16 protein-coding genes are annotated in these 16,058 nt (G+C 28.2%); 1 reads left to right on the top strand and 15 read right to left on the bottom strand.

The features are described 5' to 3' along the window. Window positions 1-6: 6 nt before the first annotated feature. From rpsO to ACIJYE_RS07145, 11 genes are all read right to left on the bottom strand, one after another. Complete coding sequence (gene rpsO / locus ACIJYE_RS07195; RefSeq protein WP_435088436.1) at window positions 7-255, bottom strand: 30S ribosomal protein S15; 249 nt, start codon at window positions 253-255, stop codon at window positions 7-9. 12 nt (window positions 256-267) lie between these two features. After that, on the bottom strand, window positions 268-636 hold the full coding sequence (gene rbfA, locus ACIJYE_RS07190) for a 30S ribosome-binding factor RbfA (protein WP_435088435.1): 369 nt from the start codon (window positions 634-636) through the stop codon (window positions 268-270). Next, the gene (gene infB, locus ACIJYE_RS07185; RefSeq protein ID WP_435090287.1) at window positions 636-2,852 is read right to left on the bottom strand and encodes a translation initiation factor IF-2; all 2,217 of its coding nucleotides are present in this window, start codon (window positions 2,850-2,852) and stop codon (window positions 636-638) included. The genes rbfA and infB overlap by 1 nt, the downstream gene beginning before the upstream one ends. A 10-nt stretch (window positions 2,853-2,862) precedes the next feature. Next, complete coding sequence (nusA, locus tag ACIJYE_RS07180; RefSeq protein WP_435090285.1) at window positions 2,863-4,416, bottom strand: transcription termination factor NusA; 1,554 nt, start codon at window positions 4,414-4,416, stop codon at window positions 2,863-2,865. 98 nt (window positions 4,417-4,514) lie between these two features. Continuing rightward, window positions 4,515-5,684, bottom strand: coding sequence for a methionine adenosyltransferase (metK, locus tag ACIJYE_RS07175; RefSeq protein ID WP_435090284.1), 1,170 nt, complete (start codon window positions 5,682-5,684; stop codon window positions 4,515-4,517). Continuing rightward, on the bottom strand, window positions 5,677-7,221 hold the full coding sequence (gene lnt / locus ACIJYE_RS07170) for an apolipoprotein N-acyltransferase (RefSeq protein WP_435090282.1): 1,545 nt from the start codon (window positions 7,219-7,221) through the stop codon (window positions 5,677-5,679). Before lnt ends, metK begins: the two co-directional genes overlap by 8 nt. A gap of 1 nt (window position 7,222) precedes the next feature. Continuing rightward, complete coding sequence (gene ybeY / locus ACIJYE_RS07165; RefSeq protein ID WP_435090281.1) at window positions 7,223-7,684, bottom strand: rRNA maturation RNase YbeY; 462 nt, start codon at window positions 7,682-7,684, stop codon at window positions 7,223-7,225. Next, entirely contained in the window at window positions 7,677-8,672 is a 996-nt protein-coding gene (locus ACIJYE_RS07160) for a PhoH family protein (RefSeq protein ID WP_435090280.1), read from the bottom strand. Before ACIJYE_RS07160 ends, ybeY begins: the two co-directional genes overlap by 8 nt. A gap of 3 nt (window positions 8,673-8,675) precedes the next feature. Further along, entirely contained in the window at window positions 8,676-10,004 is a 1,329-nt protein-coding gene (gene miaB / locus ACIJYE_RS07155) for a tRNA (N6-isopentenyl adenosine(37)-C2)-methylthiotransferase MiaB (RefSeq protein ID WP_435090278.1), read from the bottom strand. Next, window positions 10,005-10,418, bottom strand: coding sequence for a Fur family transcriptional regulator (locus tag ACIJYE_RS07150; protein WP_435090277.1), 414 nt, complete (start codon window positions 10,416-10,418; stop codon window positions 10,005-10,007). It abuts the gene before it with no gap. 8 nt (window positions 10,419-10,426) lie between these two features. Then, a complete protein-coding gene (locus ACIJYE_RS07145) occupies window positions 10,427-10,768 on the bottom strand; it encodes a peptidase M22 (RefSeq protein ID WP_435090275.1) in 342 nt (113 codons plus the stop codon). Between ACIJYE_RS07145 and ACIJYE_RS07140 the strand changes: the two genes are divergently transcribed. Next, window positions 10,761-11,822, top strand: a complete 1,062-nt coding sequence (locus ACIJYE_RS07140; protein WP_435090274.1) for a polysaccharide deacetylase family protein — start codon at window positions 10,761-10,763, stop codon at window positions 11,820-11,822. The two genes, ACIJYE_RS07145 and ACIJYE_RS07140, sit on opposite strands and share 8 nt — an antisense overlap. On the opposite strand, the gene ACIJYE_RS07135 is transcribed toward ACIJYE_RS07140, so the two are convergent. The 4 genes from ACIJYE_RS07135 to murJ are packed head-to-tail and all read right to left on the bottom strand — an operon-like array spanning window position 11,819 to window position 16,020. Then, entirely contained in the window at window positions 11,819-12,883 is a 1,065-nt protein-coding gene (locus tag ACIJYE_RS07135; RefSeq protein ID WP_435090272.1) for a glucosaminidase domain-containing protein, read from the bottom strand. The genes ACIJYE_RS07140 and ACIJYE_RS07135 overlap by 4 nt on opposite strands. 9 nt (window positions 12,884-12,892) lie before the next feature. Further along, window positions 12,893-13,432, bottom strand: coding sequence for a NifU family protein (locus ACIJYE_RS07130; RefSeq protein ID WP_435090270.1), 540 nt, complete (start codon window positions 13,430-13,432; stop codon window positions 12,893-12,895). 52 nt (window positions 13,433-13,484) lie between these two features. After that, the gene (gene trpS, locus ACIJYE_RS07125) at window positions 13,485-14,486 is read right to left on the bottom strand and encodes a tryptophan--tRNA ligase (protein WP_435090269.1); all 1,002 of its coding nucleotides are present in this window, start codon (window positions 14,484-14,486) and stop codon (window positions 13,485-13,487) included. A 4-nt stretch (window positions 14,487-14,490) separates the two neighbouring features. Then, window positions 14,491-16,020 (bottom strand): murein biosynthesis integral membrane protein MurJ, encoded by a 1,530-nt coding sequence (murJ, locus tag ACIJYE_RS07120; RefSeq protein WP_435090268.1) that lies wholly within the window; start codon window positions 16,018-16,020, stop codon window positions 14,491-14,493. Window positions 16,021-16,058: the final 38 nt, after the last annotated feature.

Here is a 16,058-nt window from a genome sequence, read left to right as displayed (position 1 = left end):
TGATCTTTATTTTCTTAAACCCAATTTCGACAGTACATTTTTGTAAGAATCCATTTTTGTGTTTTTTAGGTATTCTAACAATTTTTTTCTTCTATTTACCGCTCTCAACAATCCAACAGATGAGTGTTTGTCTTTTTTGAATTGCTTAATATGTGTAGAGAGAGTTTCAATTTTCTCTGTTAGCAAAGCAATCTGAACCTCTGAAGATCCAGTATCTTTATCATGCGTTGCTAATTCTTGTGCCTTTTTGTTCATGCCTCTTTTTTCCTATTTATTTGTTTGTTTTATTAAATTTTCTATTTTTTCCGCATACTCAAAAGACTCGTCTTTTCTAAAAAGTAATTTTGGTAAAAATTTCATAACCACTTTCTGTGATAATATTTTTCTAATTAAAAATGAGTATTTTTTTAAAACATTTATTGCTTCTTCAGCATTTTTACCTCCAAGTGGAAGCACATATGCTTTAGCTATTTTTAAGTCCTGACTCATTCTTACCTCTGTAACCGTTATAGTGTTAGTTTCTAAATTGGGGACTTTAGCCTCATTTTTTATAAAAATCATGCTTAAAGACTGCCTGATCATTTCTCCAACTCTTAGCTGTCTTTGGGATATTGGTTTTCCAATTCTATCACTCATTAGATCATTCTCTCAGTGGATGTTACACTAAACGCCTCTATTGTATCGTTTTTTTGGAAATCCATATAATCTTTTACCGTAATTCCACATTCTTGACCATTACTGACCTGTTTTACCTGGTTTTTTTCTCTAAATAGAGTTCCAACTTTTCCTGTATAAATGATTGCTCCATCTCTAATTATTCTAACATCTGAAGCAGTAGTGATTTCACCCTCCATCACTTTTGATCCTGCCACCTTTCCAGCTCCTGAAACTTTAAATATTTCTAAAATTTGAGCTGTACCTGTAACTGTCTCTTGAATATCGGGTGATAACAATCCTGACATTTTTTGTTTAATATAATCTAGGACTTCATAAATAATATTATATGATGAAATCTTTATTTTTTCGTTTTCTGCTAATTTTTTTGCTTCCTTACTTGGTTTAACATTAAACGCTATTAAAACTGCATTTGAAGCTTTTGCTAATGTAACATCTGTTTCAGTTACCATTCCAATATCTGCTAAAATTATTTTAGGTTTAACTTCGTCATGTTTAATTTGACTAATTGCATTCTTAATTGCTTCTGATGATCCATGAACATCTGATTTAATTATTAAATTTAATTCTTCTGCTGAACTATCTGAAAAAGCTGAGTCTTGAGTAGCAAATGTTAGTGGATTTTTAGCTTCTTTACTTTCTTGAGCTCTATTTTCACTTAAAGTTTTTGCTTCTTTTTCATTATCAACAACAATAAAATCATCTCCAGATTTAGCTGCACCGTTAATCCCTAAAATCTCAACTGGTGCTGAAGGAGGTGCTTCATTAATATTTTTTCCTTTGTCATCAATTATTGCTCTAACTTTTCCCCATTTTAAACCACTTACAAAAAAGTCACCTTTTTTTAAAGTTCCTGTGGTTACTATGATTGTTGCAACAGGCCCTCTCCCAACATCAATTTTAGATTCCAATACAATTCCTGTAGCCTTTGACTCAAAATCAGTTTTTAAATCCAATATTTCAGCTTGTAGGACGATTGCTTCAACTAGTTTATCTAAATTCTTTTTAGTAGTTGCTGAAATTTCAACCATTAAAGTATCTCCAGATAAATCTTCTGCAATTAGTTCATGTTCTAATAACTGGTTTTTTATTTTTTGTGGGTCTGCATCAGGTAAATCACATTTATTAATTGCTACAACAATTGGAACATTTGCAGCTTTTGCATGTTTTATAGACTCTACTGTTTGTGGTTTAACACCATCATCAGCCGCAACAACTAGAACAACCACATCAGTTAATTTTGATCCTCTTGCTCTCATTTCGGTAAAAGCTGCGTGACCCGGTGTATCAATAAAAGTTAGTTTATTAGATTGGCTTTCAATTTGATAAGCTCCAATGTGTTGGGTAATTCCACCAAATTCTCCTGACACAACATTCGCACTTCTTAAAACATCTAACACTGAAGTCTTGCCATGATCAACATGACCCATAACAGTTATAATTGGTGGTCTATTTTTTAAATTTTCTACTCTTGTAGCTTTAATCTTTTGAATAATTTCTTCAGCCTTTTCTTCTCTTACTGGGTTGTGTCCAAATTCTTTTACTAAGTACTCAGCAGTATCAGCAGCTAATGTTTGATTAATAGTCACTGTAACACCCATTCCAAATAAAAACTTAATAACGTTACTTGATTGTTCGGCCATTCTATTAGCAAGTTCTCTTACCGTAATAGCTTCTGGAATATTTACATCTCGTTTAACAGGTTTTAAATTTTCTTGAACCTCTTCTTTAGTTAAATTTTTATTTTCTTTTTGCCTTGCTCTCTTAACAGAAGCTTCACTTCTCGCTCTTGCCTCAATTTCATCACTTAGAGCTCTTGAGACTGTTAATTTTAATTCTCTTTTTTTGGTTCCAGCCTTTAGTGTTTTCTTATCTTTATTTTCATCCCCTTTAAGTCTTTTGGTTGCTCTTTGCTCAGCAAGTTTTCTTCGCTCAAAATCGTTTGTTATTGGGGGTGATTTAGGTGCAAATGATGGTTTTGCTGAAGCACCTCTATTAAATGTTGAGGTAGTTTTTGGCTTGAAACTTCCAGCTCTAGATGATCCACCTCTATTTGGAAATTTACTTGGTTGTTTTTCGATGACTACAGAATTTTTTCCTTGAGCTTTTGCTATCTCAATATTTTTGAACGATTTTTTGGCTGTGCCAGATATTGTTAATTTTGTTTTTTTTTCCATAGCTCATCACTCAATCTTTGTAGACAATATTTCTCGCAGACATAATCAATTCGTCTGCTTCTTCTTTTGATAAAGCAAAGTCTTCCAAGTAACCTTGGATTTTCACTCTTTCACCTTTTACAATATCGTATCCACCTGTTAGCTCATCAGATGCTAAGTCAGCAAAATCCTCTAATGTAAGAATTTTTTGTTCACCCAAAGTCATTAACATACCAGGTGTTAGTCCTTTTAAATTTATTAACAGGTCTTGAAGACCTAATTCTTTTATTCTTTCTGAAATATCTTCTTGATCCTTTTGATGAAATTCTTTTGCTCTTTCTATAAGAGCTTTTGCAGTATCTTCTTCAATACCTTCTATTTTCATCAAGCTTTCTGCCGTAGTATCTTTAATATCATCTATTGATGAAAAACCTTCAGCAACAAGTAGTTGACCCAATGTTTCGTCTAGTTCTAAATTTTTTACAAAGTTTTCTGTTTTTTCTTTAAATTCAGATTGTCTTCTTTCTGAGTCTTCTGCATCTGTCATTATATTAATTTCATAATTTAATAACTTTGTTGCAAGTCTTACGTTTTGACCTCTTCGACCAATCGCTTTACTCAAATTTTCTTCTGTTAAAATTACATCTAATTTTTTTCTTTCTGAATCAACATTTACTCTTTGAACTTCTGCTGGAGATAAAGCGTTTGAAACTAAAATTGCTGGATCCTCTGACCAGTTTACAATATCAATTTTTTCTCCTTGCAATTCATTTACAACAGCTTGAACTCTAGAGCCTCTCATTCCAACACAAGCTCCAACTGGATCAAGAGAAGTATCAACAGCTTTTACACAAATTTTTGCTCTACTACCTGGATCTCTTGATGATGATTTAATTTCAATTAACCCATCGTAAATTTCTGGTACTTCTTGAACAAAAAGTTTCTCCATAAATTTTGGGTGTGCTCTTGATAAGAAAATTTGTTGTCCTCTCGGCTCTCTTCTGACATCATAACAATAAGCTTTAATTCTATCTCCAGCCTTAATATTTTCTCTTGGTATCATTTCATTTTTTTGGATTATTGCTTCAGTACGCCCAAGATCAGCTATCACATTTCCAAATTCTAATCGTTTAACAATACCACTTAAAATTGAATCTTTTTTATCAATAAAGTCATTGTACTGTCTTTCTCTTTCGGCCTCTCTAACATTAAAACTAATTACTTGTTTTGCAGTTTGAGCTGCAATTCTACCAAAATCAAATGATGGTAATGGTTGTAATACTTCGTCTCCAATTGCTTTATCTTTGTTTATTTCATTAAGATTAATAGCATCCTCAAGTTTAATTTCTGTATTAGAATTTTCAGGATTTTCAGCAACAACTAATTTTCTAAAAATTTCTATATCTCCATTATCTCTATTGATAGCAACTTTAATTTCATTTTCTTGACCAAATTTAGATTTGGCTGCTTTTGCTATACCAGTTTCCATTGAACTAATGATTAGTTCTTTGTCGATAGATTTTTCTAAAGCAACAGCTTCAGCAATTCTTAATAATTCTAGTTTATCTGCTCTTTTATTTAACATGTTTTTGTTTGCTCCAAAAAAAAATGGGCTAATGCCCATTTTGTAAATTCAATAATGTAAGGGCAATATAGTAAAGTTTTTTTTTAATTCAACAGAAACTATTTAGAAAAATGACTTGTTTTATCTGTTTTTTCCCAAGAAAATGAACCATTGTCTTCTGGCGTTCTTCCAAAGTGGCCGTATGCAGCTGTTTTCTCATATATTGGCTTATTTAAATTTAGCATCTCTCTAATTCCTCGAGGGCTCAGATCAAAATTTTCATTTATCTTATCTACAACAAATTTATTTTTATCCAAATCATTATCAAATAAATCAACATAAATTGATAATGGTTTTGATACACCAATTGCATAAGCTAATTGAATTAAACACTTGTCAGCAATTTTTGAAGCAACAATATTTTTTGCAATATATCTTGCTGCATATGCAGCGGATCTATCCACTTTAGTTGGGTCTTTTCCAGAAAACGCACCACCACCATGAGGCGCTGCACCACCATAAGTATCTACTATAATTTTCCTTCCAGTTAATCCACAGTCTCCATCAGGACCACCAATTACAAAATTACCTGTGGGATTGACATAAAATTCATCTTCATTAAAACTTTCAAGAAAATTTGATGGAATGGATTGCAGCATATAAGGTCTCAACAAATCTCTAACTTGTGCTTGATTAACATCTTTTGAGTGTTGAGAAGATATTACTACAGATTTTACTTTTGTAGGTTTTCCATCTACATATTCAAAAGTAACTTGGCTTTTACTATCTGGTTCTATGTTTTTTAATTTTCCTGACTTTCTATCTTCTGCCATTAATCGTAAAATTTTATGTGAGTAATGAATAGGTGCGGGCATTAAAACATCTGTTTCATTACAAGCATAACCAAACATAATACCCTGGTCTCCAGCTCCTTCATCTTTGTTACCAGCTGAATCCACGCCCATTGCAATATCAGCGGATTGTGAATGAAGATGACTTTCTATTTTAGTTGCTTCTCTCCAGGTAAATCCCTCTTGATCATAACCAATATCTTTTATGCAATTTCTAACTTTTTCAATTAATTCATCTTGTTTTATTTCAGGTCCTCTAACTTCGCCCGCTAAAACTACTTTATTAGTTGTTGTAAGCGTTTCACACGCAACTCTTGAGAAAGGATCTCCAGAAAGGTAACTGTCTACAACCATATCTGAAATTCTATCAGAAACTTTATCTGGATGACCTTCGGATACTGACTCACTTGTGAAAAGATAATTTTTTAAATTACTCATTTTTAATTTTATTAAATGAAAAAAATATAAAAATATATAATAAAATTAAAGTTATGAAGATTTTATTTCCATATTTAGCAAATAAAGTTGGTTGTATTTTTTTAGCCTCCTTAAAATCTACATAACCTGATTTACCATATTCAACTTTTTGCTCAACAATACCTAATGGATTGATAATAGCTGCAATTCCATTATTTGCTGAGCGCAATAAATATTTACCACTTTCTATTGCTCTAAAAATGCTATGGGTAAAATGTTGCTTAGGGCCTATTGAGCTACCGAACCATCCATCTTCAGAAATATTAATTATTAGATCGAAATTTGAATTAGTAAAAATTTTACCCGAATAAATTATCTCATAACAAATCAATGGTAATATTTTTATAGAAAAACCCTCTCTATTAATCTCCATAATTTCTCTTCTATTTCCCTTTGAAAATGATTGATAATTATTTGTAATTGACCTTAAACCAAGAAATTTTAAATTACTTTCAAAAGGTAAAAATTCGCCAAAAGGGACAAGATTCACCTTATTGTAAAAATTTAATAATTCTAAATTATGATCATAAATAGATAAAGAATTAAAATAATCGATACTTTCTTTATTCGTTGTTTGATTATTAATACCGATTATTAATAAGTGATTTTTATCAAATCTCTTTTCAAATAACCATTTATATTCAAACAATTCTTTTTGGGAAATTTCTGGAAGAATTCCCTCTGGCCACACAAAAATAGTTTTTTCATTTTTTATAGGCTCACTTATTTCAATCAAATCATTTATTACTAAAGCTGGATCAATATTTGAGTAAAATCTATCAAGACTAATATTTGCACCAATAGCTCTGATTTTATAATTGTAAGAAATAACATCTGATGTATCGAATGTTTCTTTATAAGATGATCCATACATATAAAATAATAGTGGCATAATTAAAAAAGCAATACATACACTTATATCTTTTTTTGTATCCCTTAATATAAAAACTGCAGGACTAGTAAACAATGAAATACAGAATAAATTAAATCCATAGGTTCCAATAACAGAAGTGATACTTAAAATTTCTAAATGATTTGAAAAACTATAAGCTATTAAATTCCAAGGGAATCCAGTTAAAATTGATCCTCTTAAAAATTCAAAAATTCCAAAAAACAATGAAAAAGAGAAAAAAGAACTTACAGTCTTTTTAGGTTTTAAGATAATAAAACACAAGGTAAACAATCCATAAAAAATTCCCAAAAATGCTGGTATTAAAACAATGGTTATAGGAATTAAAAATTTAAAATTTTGATCAAATGTTAGTGATATCGATATCCAATACAAACTTGATAAAAAAAATCCAAATCCAAACAACCATCCATAAAAAAAGAAAATTTTTTTACTTTGGATAGTCTTAGATTTTTTTAATAGATATATAAAAAAAGCACTAAAAGTAAAAAAATTTATTATCAAATGATTATAAGGAGGCAAACTTAAAGATGAGGCTGACCCTAAAATAATTAGAAATACTATTTCAATGTAATTTTTTTTTATCAATCTAATTAATTTTTGAAATTACTGATTTATATATTTTTTCTTCTTCACTTAGCATTTTTTTATAGTCTTTATCTTTAACATGATCAAAACCAAGTAGATGAAGAAATCCATGTATAAAAGTTTTAATTAGTTTTTCTTTAAAATTTTTGATATTTTGCGATTTAGGTTTGTTAATAAAATTATAACTAATTATAATGTCTCCGATATAAGTTTTTTTGGTAATTAATTTTTTTTTAGATAAAGGAAATGACAAGATATCAGTGGACTTATTTTTGTTTCTAAAATCTTTATTTAATTTTTTAATACATTTGTTATTTGAAAGAAGTAAAGTGAGGCTAACTCTCTTGTTAGAAAATTGGTATTTTTTTGGAAACAAACCACAAATTTTTTTAAAGAAAAGTTCTTTTTTTTTAAGTTTTTTTGACCAAGCTTTCTCCTCTGAGAAAACGTCAATATTAATCATTTTTTGAGTAAGCTTTAACTATTTTAGAGACAAGTGGATGTCTAACAACATCTGAATGATCAAAATCAACTACTGATATTTCGTTTAAATGGCCCAATAACTCTTTTGATCTAACTAAACCAGACATATTCTTATTTGGTAAATCAATTTGAGTTGGGTCACCATTAACAACTATTTTAGAATTTTCTCCAATTCTAGTTAAAAACATTTTAATTTGAGTATCAGTTGCATTCTGAGATTCGTCTAAAATTGCAAATGAATTTTTAAGTGTTCTTCCTCTCATAAAAGCAAGCGGTGCAATTTCAATATCACCAATTTCAATCATTCTTTGAATTTTTTCAAAATCAAAAAGATCATACAAAGAATCGTATAAGGGTCTTAAATAAGGATCTACTTTTTCCTTCATATCACCAGGCAGAAATCCCAACCTTTCACCAGCTTCAACAGCTGGTCTAGATAAAATTATTCTTTCAATTTTCTTTTCTAACAACATTGTAAGACCAACAGCTACTGCTAAAAATGTTTTACCAGTTCCTGCTGGGCCTGCAGAAATTATAATATCACTTTGTCTTAAAGCTCTTACATAATCTTTTTGTTTTTCTGATCTTGGTATAATAGATTTTTTTGGAGTTTTAATTATATCCGTAACATTATTATTTTTAACTTTTTCATTAATCATAAAATTATCTACTGAAGAAAGTATATCTTTGTTTTCTATACTTCCATTATTAATAAATTGATTAGCTAAAAATTTAATAGCATTTTTAACTACCTCATTTTTTTCAGGATTAGATTTAATTAAAATAGAATTGCCTCTAGAGTATAAATTTGTCTCTGTAATTTTTTCTAATTCTTTTAAATTTTTATTAAATTCACCTACAACACCAATTAAAAGTTCATTATCATGAAAAATAACACTTAAAGAATTGTTGTCCGAATAAACAAACTTCAATGAAGTGTCACTATTTTTTTTTGTTAAGCTATTCAATTTTTATGCTACCTTTTTATTAGAACTAAAAACTCTTTCACCAAACAAGGTGCTTCGATTGCTTTTGTTGATTTTTACTGACACAATTTTTCCAACATCATCTTTTTTACCATTAAAAATAACTGATGTCATATATTCAGATCGACCAAAAACTTTGGTTTTATCCTCTGTTAAATTCTCAACTAAAACATTAATTGTTTTGTCTTCCAGCGATTTATTCATATGTATTTGATTATCATATAATTGACTTTGAATTTTTTCTAATCTTTCCATAGAAATTTTTTTATCTATTATTTTTAAATCTGCTGCAACTGTTCCTGGTCTTGGGCTAAAAATAAAAGAATAAGAATTTATAAACTTAATTTTTTTAATAAGCTCAAGGGTAATCTTAAAATCATCTTCTTCTTCTCCTGGGTAACCTATAATAAAATCGCTAGAAAATTGAATACTAGGGTTAATTTCTTTTAATTGATCATATATTTTATAATAATTATTAATAGTATGCTTTCTGTTCATAAGACTTAAAATTTTGTCAGATCCGCTTTGAACAGGTAAATGGACTAGTGGCATAAGTTTTTTTGATTTTTTATAAACTTCAATTAAATCATCTGTCATATCTTTTGGATGTGATGTCGTGTATCTTATTCTTTTAACTTCAGAATATTTTTCAATTTCTAATATTAAATTTGACAATCTATATCTTCCATCATTGTAAGCATTTACATTTTGACCAAGTAAAATGATTTCTTGTGTGCCAGTGTCTGCTAAATACTTTGCCTCATCCAAAATTTGTCTAAAAGGTCTTGAATATTCTGGGCCTCTTGTGTACGGCACTACACAAAAGTGACAAAACTTATCACAACCTTCTTGGATTGTTAAAAATGAAGAAACTTTACCTGAGTCATTTTTAATTTTATTAAAATATTTAAATTTTGAAATTGCATCAAATTCTGTTTCTTCTATTTTTTTCTTTTTTTCTATATGATTTAAAATTGTATCATTAATTTTGTGATAAGCTTGTGGGCCAATTACAAGATCAATGTAAGGTTCTCTTTTTAGCATTTCCTGATTTTCTGCCTGCGCAACACAACCAGCAATAATTACTAGTGGTTTTTTTTTTAATCTGAAAATTTTTTTAACTCTTCCTATTTCATGATAAACTTTTTCTTTAGCTTTATCACGTATGTGGCATGTATTTAATAAATAACAATTTGCATCTTCATAATTTTCTGTTTTTTCAAAACCAATATTTTTTACTGAATCGTATATTCTATTTGAGTCGTACTCATTCATTTGACAACCAAACGTTTTGATAAAAATTTTTTTTTTCATTTACTGAGATTTTTTCTTTATCCCATATAATTCAAGTTTATGGTCTACAAGTTTATAACCATATTTTTCCGCTACTTTTTTTTGAAGTTTTTCAATTTCCTCATCCACAAATTCAATAATTTCGCCTGACTTAATATCTATTAAATGATCATGATGTCCTTCATTTAATTCCTCATATCTTGCCTTTCCTCCTTTGAATTCATGCTTAGCCAGAATTCCCGATTCCTCAAATAATTTTACAGTTCTATAAACAGTTGCAATACTTATTCTTGAGTCAATTTTAGAAACTCTATTATACAATTCATCCACATCTGGATGGTCAGTTGATTGCGACATTACTTGCGCTATTACTTTTCTTTGGTCTGTTAATTTAACACCTTTGGATAAGCATTTATCTTCAATCGTTTCTGACATATTTAATTTTAACTTATATAAATAGGATTAATCAAATTTTTTTTAATTTTAAACTTATTACATAAATTAGGGATATTTTCATAACTTACATCATCTTCACCACTAAAATCCTTCAAACTATAGCAATAAAAATCAATTTTTTTTACAATATTAAAGGCTTTAACTATAGATAGAGAATTTCTTACTCCTGCAAAGCTTCCAGGTCCCATGTTAATATAAATTACACCTATATCAGATACTTTAAAATTTTTGGATATTAGAAAATTATTAATAATTATAGTTAATTTTTCATAATTAATTTTAGTATTCTCGCAAGTAATATTATAAATATTATCTGAAGTAATGATCATTAAAAAAATTTTTTCATTTGTAGCATCTATAATAAGTTTGTTCATTTTTAATCTATTTATAATTACAAGTTCTATTTCAGATGACAGTAGTATCAAATATTATTCTAATGATGAAGGTATTTTATCATTAATGTATCATCGTTTTAATGAGAACAAATATCCTTCTACAAACATTCAGATGAGTATTTTTAAAGAGCAAATAAAAATGATACAAAAATCAGATTATAACTTTTTTGATCCAAATAAGTTTAAAGAAAAATTTAAAACCCCAAAAAAAAATAAAGAAATTCTTGTAACGATAGATGATGCTTTTCAGTCTTTTTACTTGGAAGCTTGGCCATATTTAAAAAAAAATAAGATTCCATTTATTCTATTCGTATCAACTGAACCAGTTGGAAAAAAAGGATATATGACCTGGAGTCAAATAAAAGAAGTTGAAGCTGAAGAATTTGCATTAATAGGACATCATTCTCATGCTCATAATTATCTAATAGATGGTTCTAATGACAATTTTATTAAAGATATTGAAAAAGCTAATAATATATTTTTAACAAAACTAGGCTACGTACCAAGTTTATTTTCTTATCCTTTTGGAGAATATTCTAATTTTATTAAAAATTATATTTCTGAAAACTTTGAATTTGGTTTTGGCCAACATTCTGGTGTAATTGACGTTAACAAAAATGAGTTTGAACTTCCAAGGTTTCCCATTAATGAAAATTATGGTGATTTAAAAAGATTTAAATCTATTATAGATTTATTTCCACTTGAATATAAACAATTGTTTCCAGTAGAAAAAATATTAAATGAAGATAACAACCCCCCTCTATTTAAAGTTAAGTTTTTTAAAGAACAAAAAAATATAAAAGATATTAATTGTTATTCTAACGAATTAGGAAAATGGAAAAAATCTAATACCAACATCTCTGATCAAACATTGACTATTAAATTTAGAGGCGCCTTTCTTCCAAGAAGAGGTAGAATAAATTGCTCGCTTAATGATGACGGAAAGTGGCGATGGTTTGGGATTCAGTTTCCAATTAAAAATAACTAAATTAAACTTTCTAAATTGACACTTGAAGGCAACAATTTAGCATCATCAAAATCTTTTAATTTATTTTGAGTAATTATTTCTTTTAAAACTTTAACATATTCATTGCCAGTTTCAGCATATTTATTCAGGTATTTAGAAAGCTCTAAACTATCCAATGGTTTATCTAAATCTCTGAACTCTGCTCTAGCCTTTCTAAAATCCTTATAGGAAGAATGTGTGTTTAAGTTTCTCTGATAAGCTCTAACGGAAGCTTGAAGAACGTTAAATTTCATAACTTTATGTCCTTTTCCTTTTTCAGCATCTTTAGGTTTTAATCCCTCTCCAGACCAAGTCCATTGACCAAATAAAGCATTCCCTTCTTGAGCAAATCTTGAAGTTCCCCAACCTGTTTCTTTGGCAGCCTGTGCAATTGCTAATGACGTTGGTATTACATCCATTCTAATCTTTAATGTTGATAGATCCCTTGAGTTTACACCATATTGTTTATATTTTTTTTCAAGCCACTGCTTTTCTGCACTTGTATTATTACTTTTGTTAATAATTTTAAAAAGTGTTTTTCTATCTATCTTAATATTGTTATTTTCCTGAATTACCAAAGGTAAAATTATTTGAATAAAAAAATCTTTTCTTTTTTTTGTATTTTCAATCATTTTAATTTCTGCAGGCAGCAGAGTTAAGGCAACAGGTTTTACTAATTTTTTTTTTCTAACATCTTTAAGATTGTAACCAGTGTCGTCAAATAATTGTTTTATAGTAGAAGCACTTAATCTAACAGTGTCTGACTCTAGATTATTTAAACTAAAAATATCAAATAACACATCATTTTCATTTATAGCATCTTTTTGATTTTTTGAGTTACCACCATTAAGTGTATAAGCTAAAATTTTTTTTGAATTATTGGTAAATTCTTCATTGTTAAGATTTTTTTCAGCAAAGTTTATAAAGATTGGCATGATATAAAAAAAACAAATTAATAAAAAACTACTTAGAGCAATTCTTGATAAATTGTTCAAACTTTGTTCTTTAAAAAAATTCAAACTTTTAATTTTTTTTAACTTCATATTATAACTCTATATGGCAACAACCTCTTTAACTTCTGGTAAATAGTGGCACAAAAGGTTCTGCACACCTTGTTTTAAAGTCATTGTAGAGCTTGGACATCCTGAACAGCTTCCTTGCAATTGTACTTTTACAATACCATCTTTAAACTCTTTAAATTTAATATCTCCACCATCTTTTGCTACTGCAGGTCTTATTTTTTGATCTAAAATTTTTACTATTTTCTGCTCAATTTCATTTAAATCCGAATTTTGTTCATCTAAATTTTTATCAATTACAAACTCTTTTCCTTCAGAATAAAAATCATTAATTAATGAAATTACTATATGTTTTATTTCATCCCATTTAATGGAATCTTTTTTATTTACTGAAATAAAATCAGTTCCTAAAAAAACTCCTTCTACACCATTAATTGAAAGAATATTTCTTACTAATTCGTTTTGAATGTCGTCTTTTTTTGTGATCTCATAAGGACCACTGTTAGACACTTTTTTTCCTGGTAAAAATTTAAGTGAATTAGGGTTAGGAGTTATTTCAGTTTGAACAAACATAGAATATATATAGTTAATATTTAAAAAATTAAAACTTGATAATAAATATTATCTAAAATCCCACTATTTCTTTAATTTTTTTAATCTTTTTTGATGATATTAGGTTGGCTTTTTCAGCTCCTTCTAAGAGGATATTGTCTAAATACGATTGGTTATCAAGTAATTTTTTTATTTCCAAAGAAATTGGTTCAATTTTACCTACTAAGACTTCTGATAATTTTTCTTTGAATTCTGAAAAATTTTTACCTGCAAAAGTTTCAACTGATTTTTCTAAATTTGAATTTGTCAAACTTGCATAAATTCCAATAAGATTTTTTGCCTCTAATCTTTCATCAAGTTCTTTAACAGTTTTTGGCATTGGCAAAGGATCAGTTTTTGCTTTTTTAATTTTATTAACAATTTGATCTTTGGTGTCTGTTAAATTTATTCTACTTAAATCAGATAATTCAGATTTACTCATTTTTTTTGATCCATCTTTAAGACTCATAATTCTTGAAAATTCTTTCTGGATCAAGGGTTCTGGTACTTGTAAAAAATTTTCTATTTCAAAATCATTATTAAATTTTTGAGCTATATCTCTACATAACTCCAAATGTTGCTTTTGATCATCTCCAACAGGAACATGAGATGCATCATAAAGTAAAATATCAGCTGCCATAAGGACAGGGTACGAATATAGACCTACACTTGCTTTTTCTTTATCTTTTCCAGCTTTTTCCTTAAATTGAGTCATTCTATTAAGCCAACCCATTCGAGCAACACAACTCAATATCCATGCTCCCTCAGCATGAGCAGCTACTGCTGATTGATTAAAGATTATACTTTTTTTTGGGTCAATACCACTTGCAACAAATGTTGCTACAGTCTCTCTTATATTTTTTTTTAATTCTTTTGGATCTTGTTTTACAGTGATAGCATGCAAATCTACAACACAAAAAATACACTCATTTTCATTATCATTATTTAAATTTACAAAATTTTTTATCGCACCTAAATAATTTCCTAAGTGAAGATTTCCTGTTGGCTGCACGCCTGAAAAAATTTTTTTTCCCATTTAATTAATACTTTAGTTTAATATCACTAATTTTAAAAGCTTTGATCCAATATGAAACAATTAGATAGAATAATAGACCCAATACAACACTAAGAATTAAATAAAATGATTTTAAATTTTGATCAAAGGCTAATTTATTTTGAAAAAAACTTAGTATAAAATTAAAAAATATACCCATAAATAAAGAAGCAATTACTATTTTTACAAGTCTAACAAAAAATATTTTGTTAAAAGCAAAAAGATTTTTATTTTTTAAAAAAATTAATAATAATAGTCCATTAAACCAAGATGAAATTGTTGTAGCTATCGGGATAATAATAAAGCCTACTTCCTTAAAATAATAAATGCTTATGATAATATTTAATATTACTGATATTAATGAAAGGTAAAAAGGTATTTTTGTATTATGGTTAGCAAAGAAAAAACTAGAAAAAATTTTAATTAATGAAAAGGCTGGTAAACCAATTGCAAAAAAATAAAGTGCTTTAGCAGAATTTTGAACAGCATTTTCATTAAAAGAACCATAACCAAATAATGCTGAGATTATATATTCAGAACCAATAATTAAGGCAACAGATGCTGGTAAGCTTAAAAATAAACTTAATTCTAAAGCTTTATTTTGAATTAATAAAATTTTATCTTTTTTCTTAGACTGAATATGCTTTGAAAGCCTTGGCAATACCACTACACCAATCGCTATACCAGCTATTGCTAGATTTATTTGATAAATTCTATCTGCATAATACAAATAAGATACCGCACTTGCTTGAAATGAAGCAATTATAGTTCCAACCAAAATATTAATTTGCGTTACTCCTGAAGAAAAAATACTTGGTAGGAGTTTTTTAAAAAAAATTTTGACTTTATTACTGACTTTTATCTTAAAGTTAAATCTTAAAGAAAAATATTTTTTTACAAATTTATATAAAAATATCAATTGTAAAATTCCAGCCAATGAAACTCCATAAGACAAGTAGTACACAAGTTCATCTCCTAAAGACCTAGAGAAAAAAAGAATTCCAATTAAGACAATATTTAAGATAATAGGTGCAGCTGATGCGGCAGCAAACTTATTATGTGAATTTAAAATCGCAGAAAAAAATGAAGCCAAACTAATAAAAAATAAAAATGGAAAAGTTATTCTTGTCAAATTAATTGCAACCTCCATTTTATCAACATCATCAATAAAACCTGGTGCAATAATTGATACAAATGTAGGCATCAAAATTTGCACAACAAGAACTAAAAAAAACAAACCTAAAAATAATAAATTAAAAATATCATTAGCAAACTTATTTGCTTGATTTTTTCCTTTACCAATTTCTGAAGCATAACTTGGAACAAAAGCTGCATTAAATGTTCCCTCAGAGAATAACCTTCTAAAAGTATTTGGAATTCTAAAAGCTACAAAAAAAACATCTGCCAAAACACCTGTGCCAAGAAAGATTGCTATAAGAATATCTCTCAGGTATCCAAGTAACCTACTGATTATCGTAAAAAAACCAAATGTACCTGTTGACTTAACTAAGTTCATAAATCATATTAGTCTTAATTTTACCCAAATTGTACAAT

Source organism: Candidatus Pelagibacter bacterium nBUS_30, assembly GCF_051201245.1.
GTDB lineage: Bacteria > Pseudomonadota > Alphaproteobacteria > Pelagibacterales > Pelagibacteraceae > Pelagibacter.
Note: the sequence above shows the minus strand (reverse complement) of the source record. Positions and strands in the feature narration are given on the sequence as shown.

Coding starts and splice junctions, on each gene's coding strand:
- rpsO (WP_435088436.1), bottom strand. CDS start 255: ATGAACAAAAAGGCACAAGAATTAGCAACGCATGATAAAGATACTGGA.
- rbfA (WP_435088435.1), bottom strand. CDS start 636: ATGAGTGATAGAATTGGAAAACCAATATCCCAAAGACAGCTAAGAGTT.
- infB (WP_435090287.1), bottom strand. CDS start 2,852: ATGGAAAAAAAAACAAAATTAACAATATCTGGCACAGCCAAAAAATCG.
- nusA (WP_435090285.1), bottom strand. CDS start 4,416: ATGTTAAATAAAAGAGCAGATAAACTAGAATTATTAAGAATTGCTGAA.
- metK (WP_435090284.1), bottom strand. CDS start 5,684: ATGAGTAATTTAAAAAATTATCTTTTCACAAGTGAGTCAGTATCCGAA.
- ybeY (WP_435090281.1), bottom strand. CDS start 7,684: ATGATTAATATTGACGTTTTCTCAGAGGAGAAAGCTTGGTCAAAAAAA.
- miaB (WP_435090278.1), bottom strand. CDS start 10,004: ATGAAAAAAAAAATTTTTATCAAAACGTTTGGTTGTCAAATGAATGAG.
- ACIJYE_RS07150 (WP_435090277.1), bottom strand. CDS start 10,418: ATGTCAGAAACGATTGAAGATAAATGCTTATCCAAAGGTGTTAAATTA.
- ACIJYE_RS07140 (WP_435090274.1), top strand. CDS start 10,761: ATGATCATTAAAAAAATTTTTTCATTTGTAGCATCTATAATAAGTTTG.
- ACIJYE_RS07145 (WP_435090275.1), bottom strand. CDS start 10,768: ATGATCATTACTTCAGATAATATTTATAATATTACTTGCGAGAATACT.
- ACIJYE_RS07135 (WP_435090272.1), bottom strand. CDS start 12,883: ATGAAGTTAAAAAAAATTAAAAGTTTGAATTTTTTTAAAGAACAAAGT.
- ACIJYE_RS07130 (WP_435090270.1), bottom strand. CDS start 13,432: ATGTTTGTTCAAACTGAAATAACTCCTAACCCTAATTCACTTAAATTT.
- trpS (WP_435090269.1), bottom strand. CDS start 14,486: ATGGGAAAAAAAATTTTTTCAGGCGTGCAGCCAACAGGAAATCTTCAC.
- murJ (WP_435090268.1), bottom strand. CDS start 16,020: ATGAACTTAGTTAAGTCAACAGGTACATTTGGTTTTTTTACGATAATC.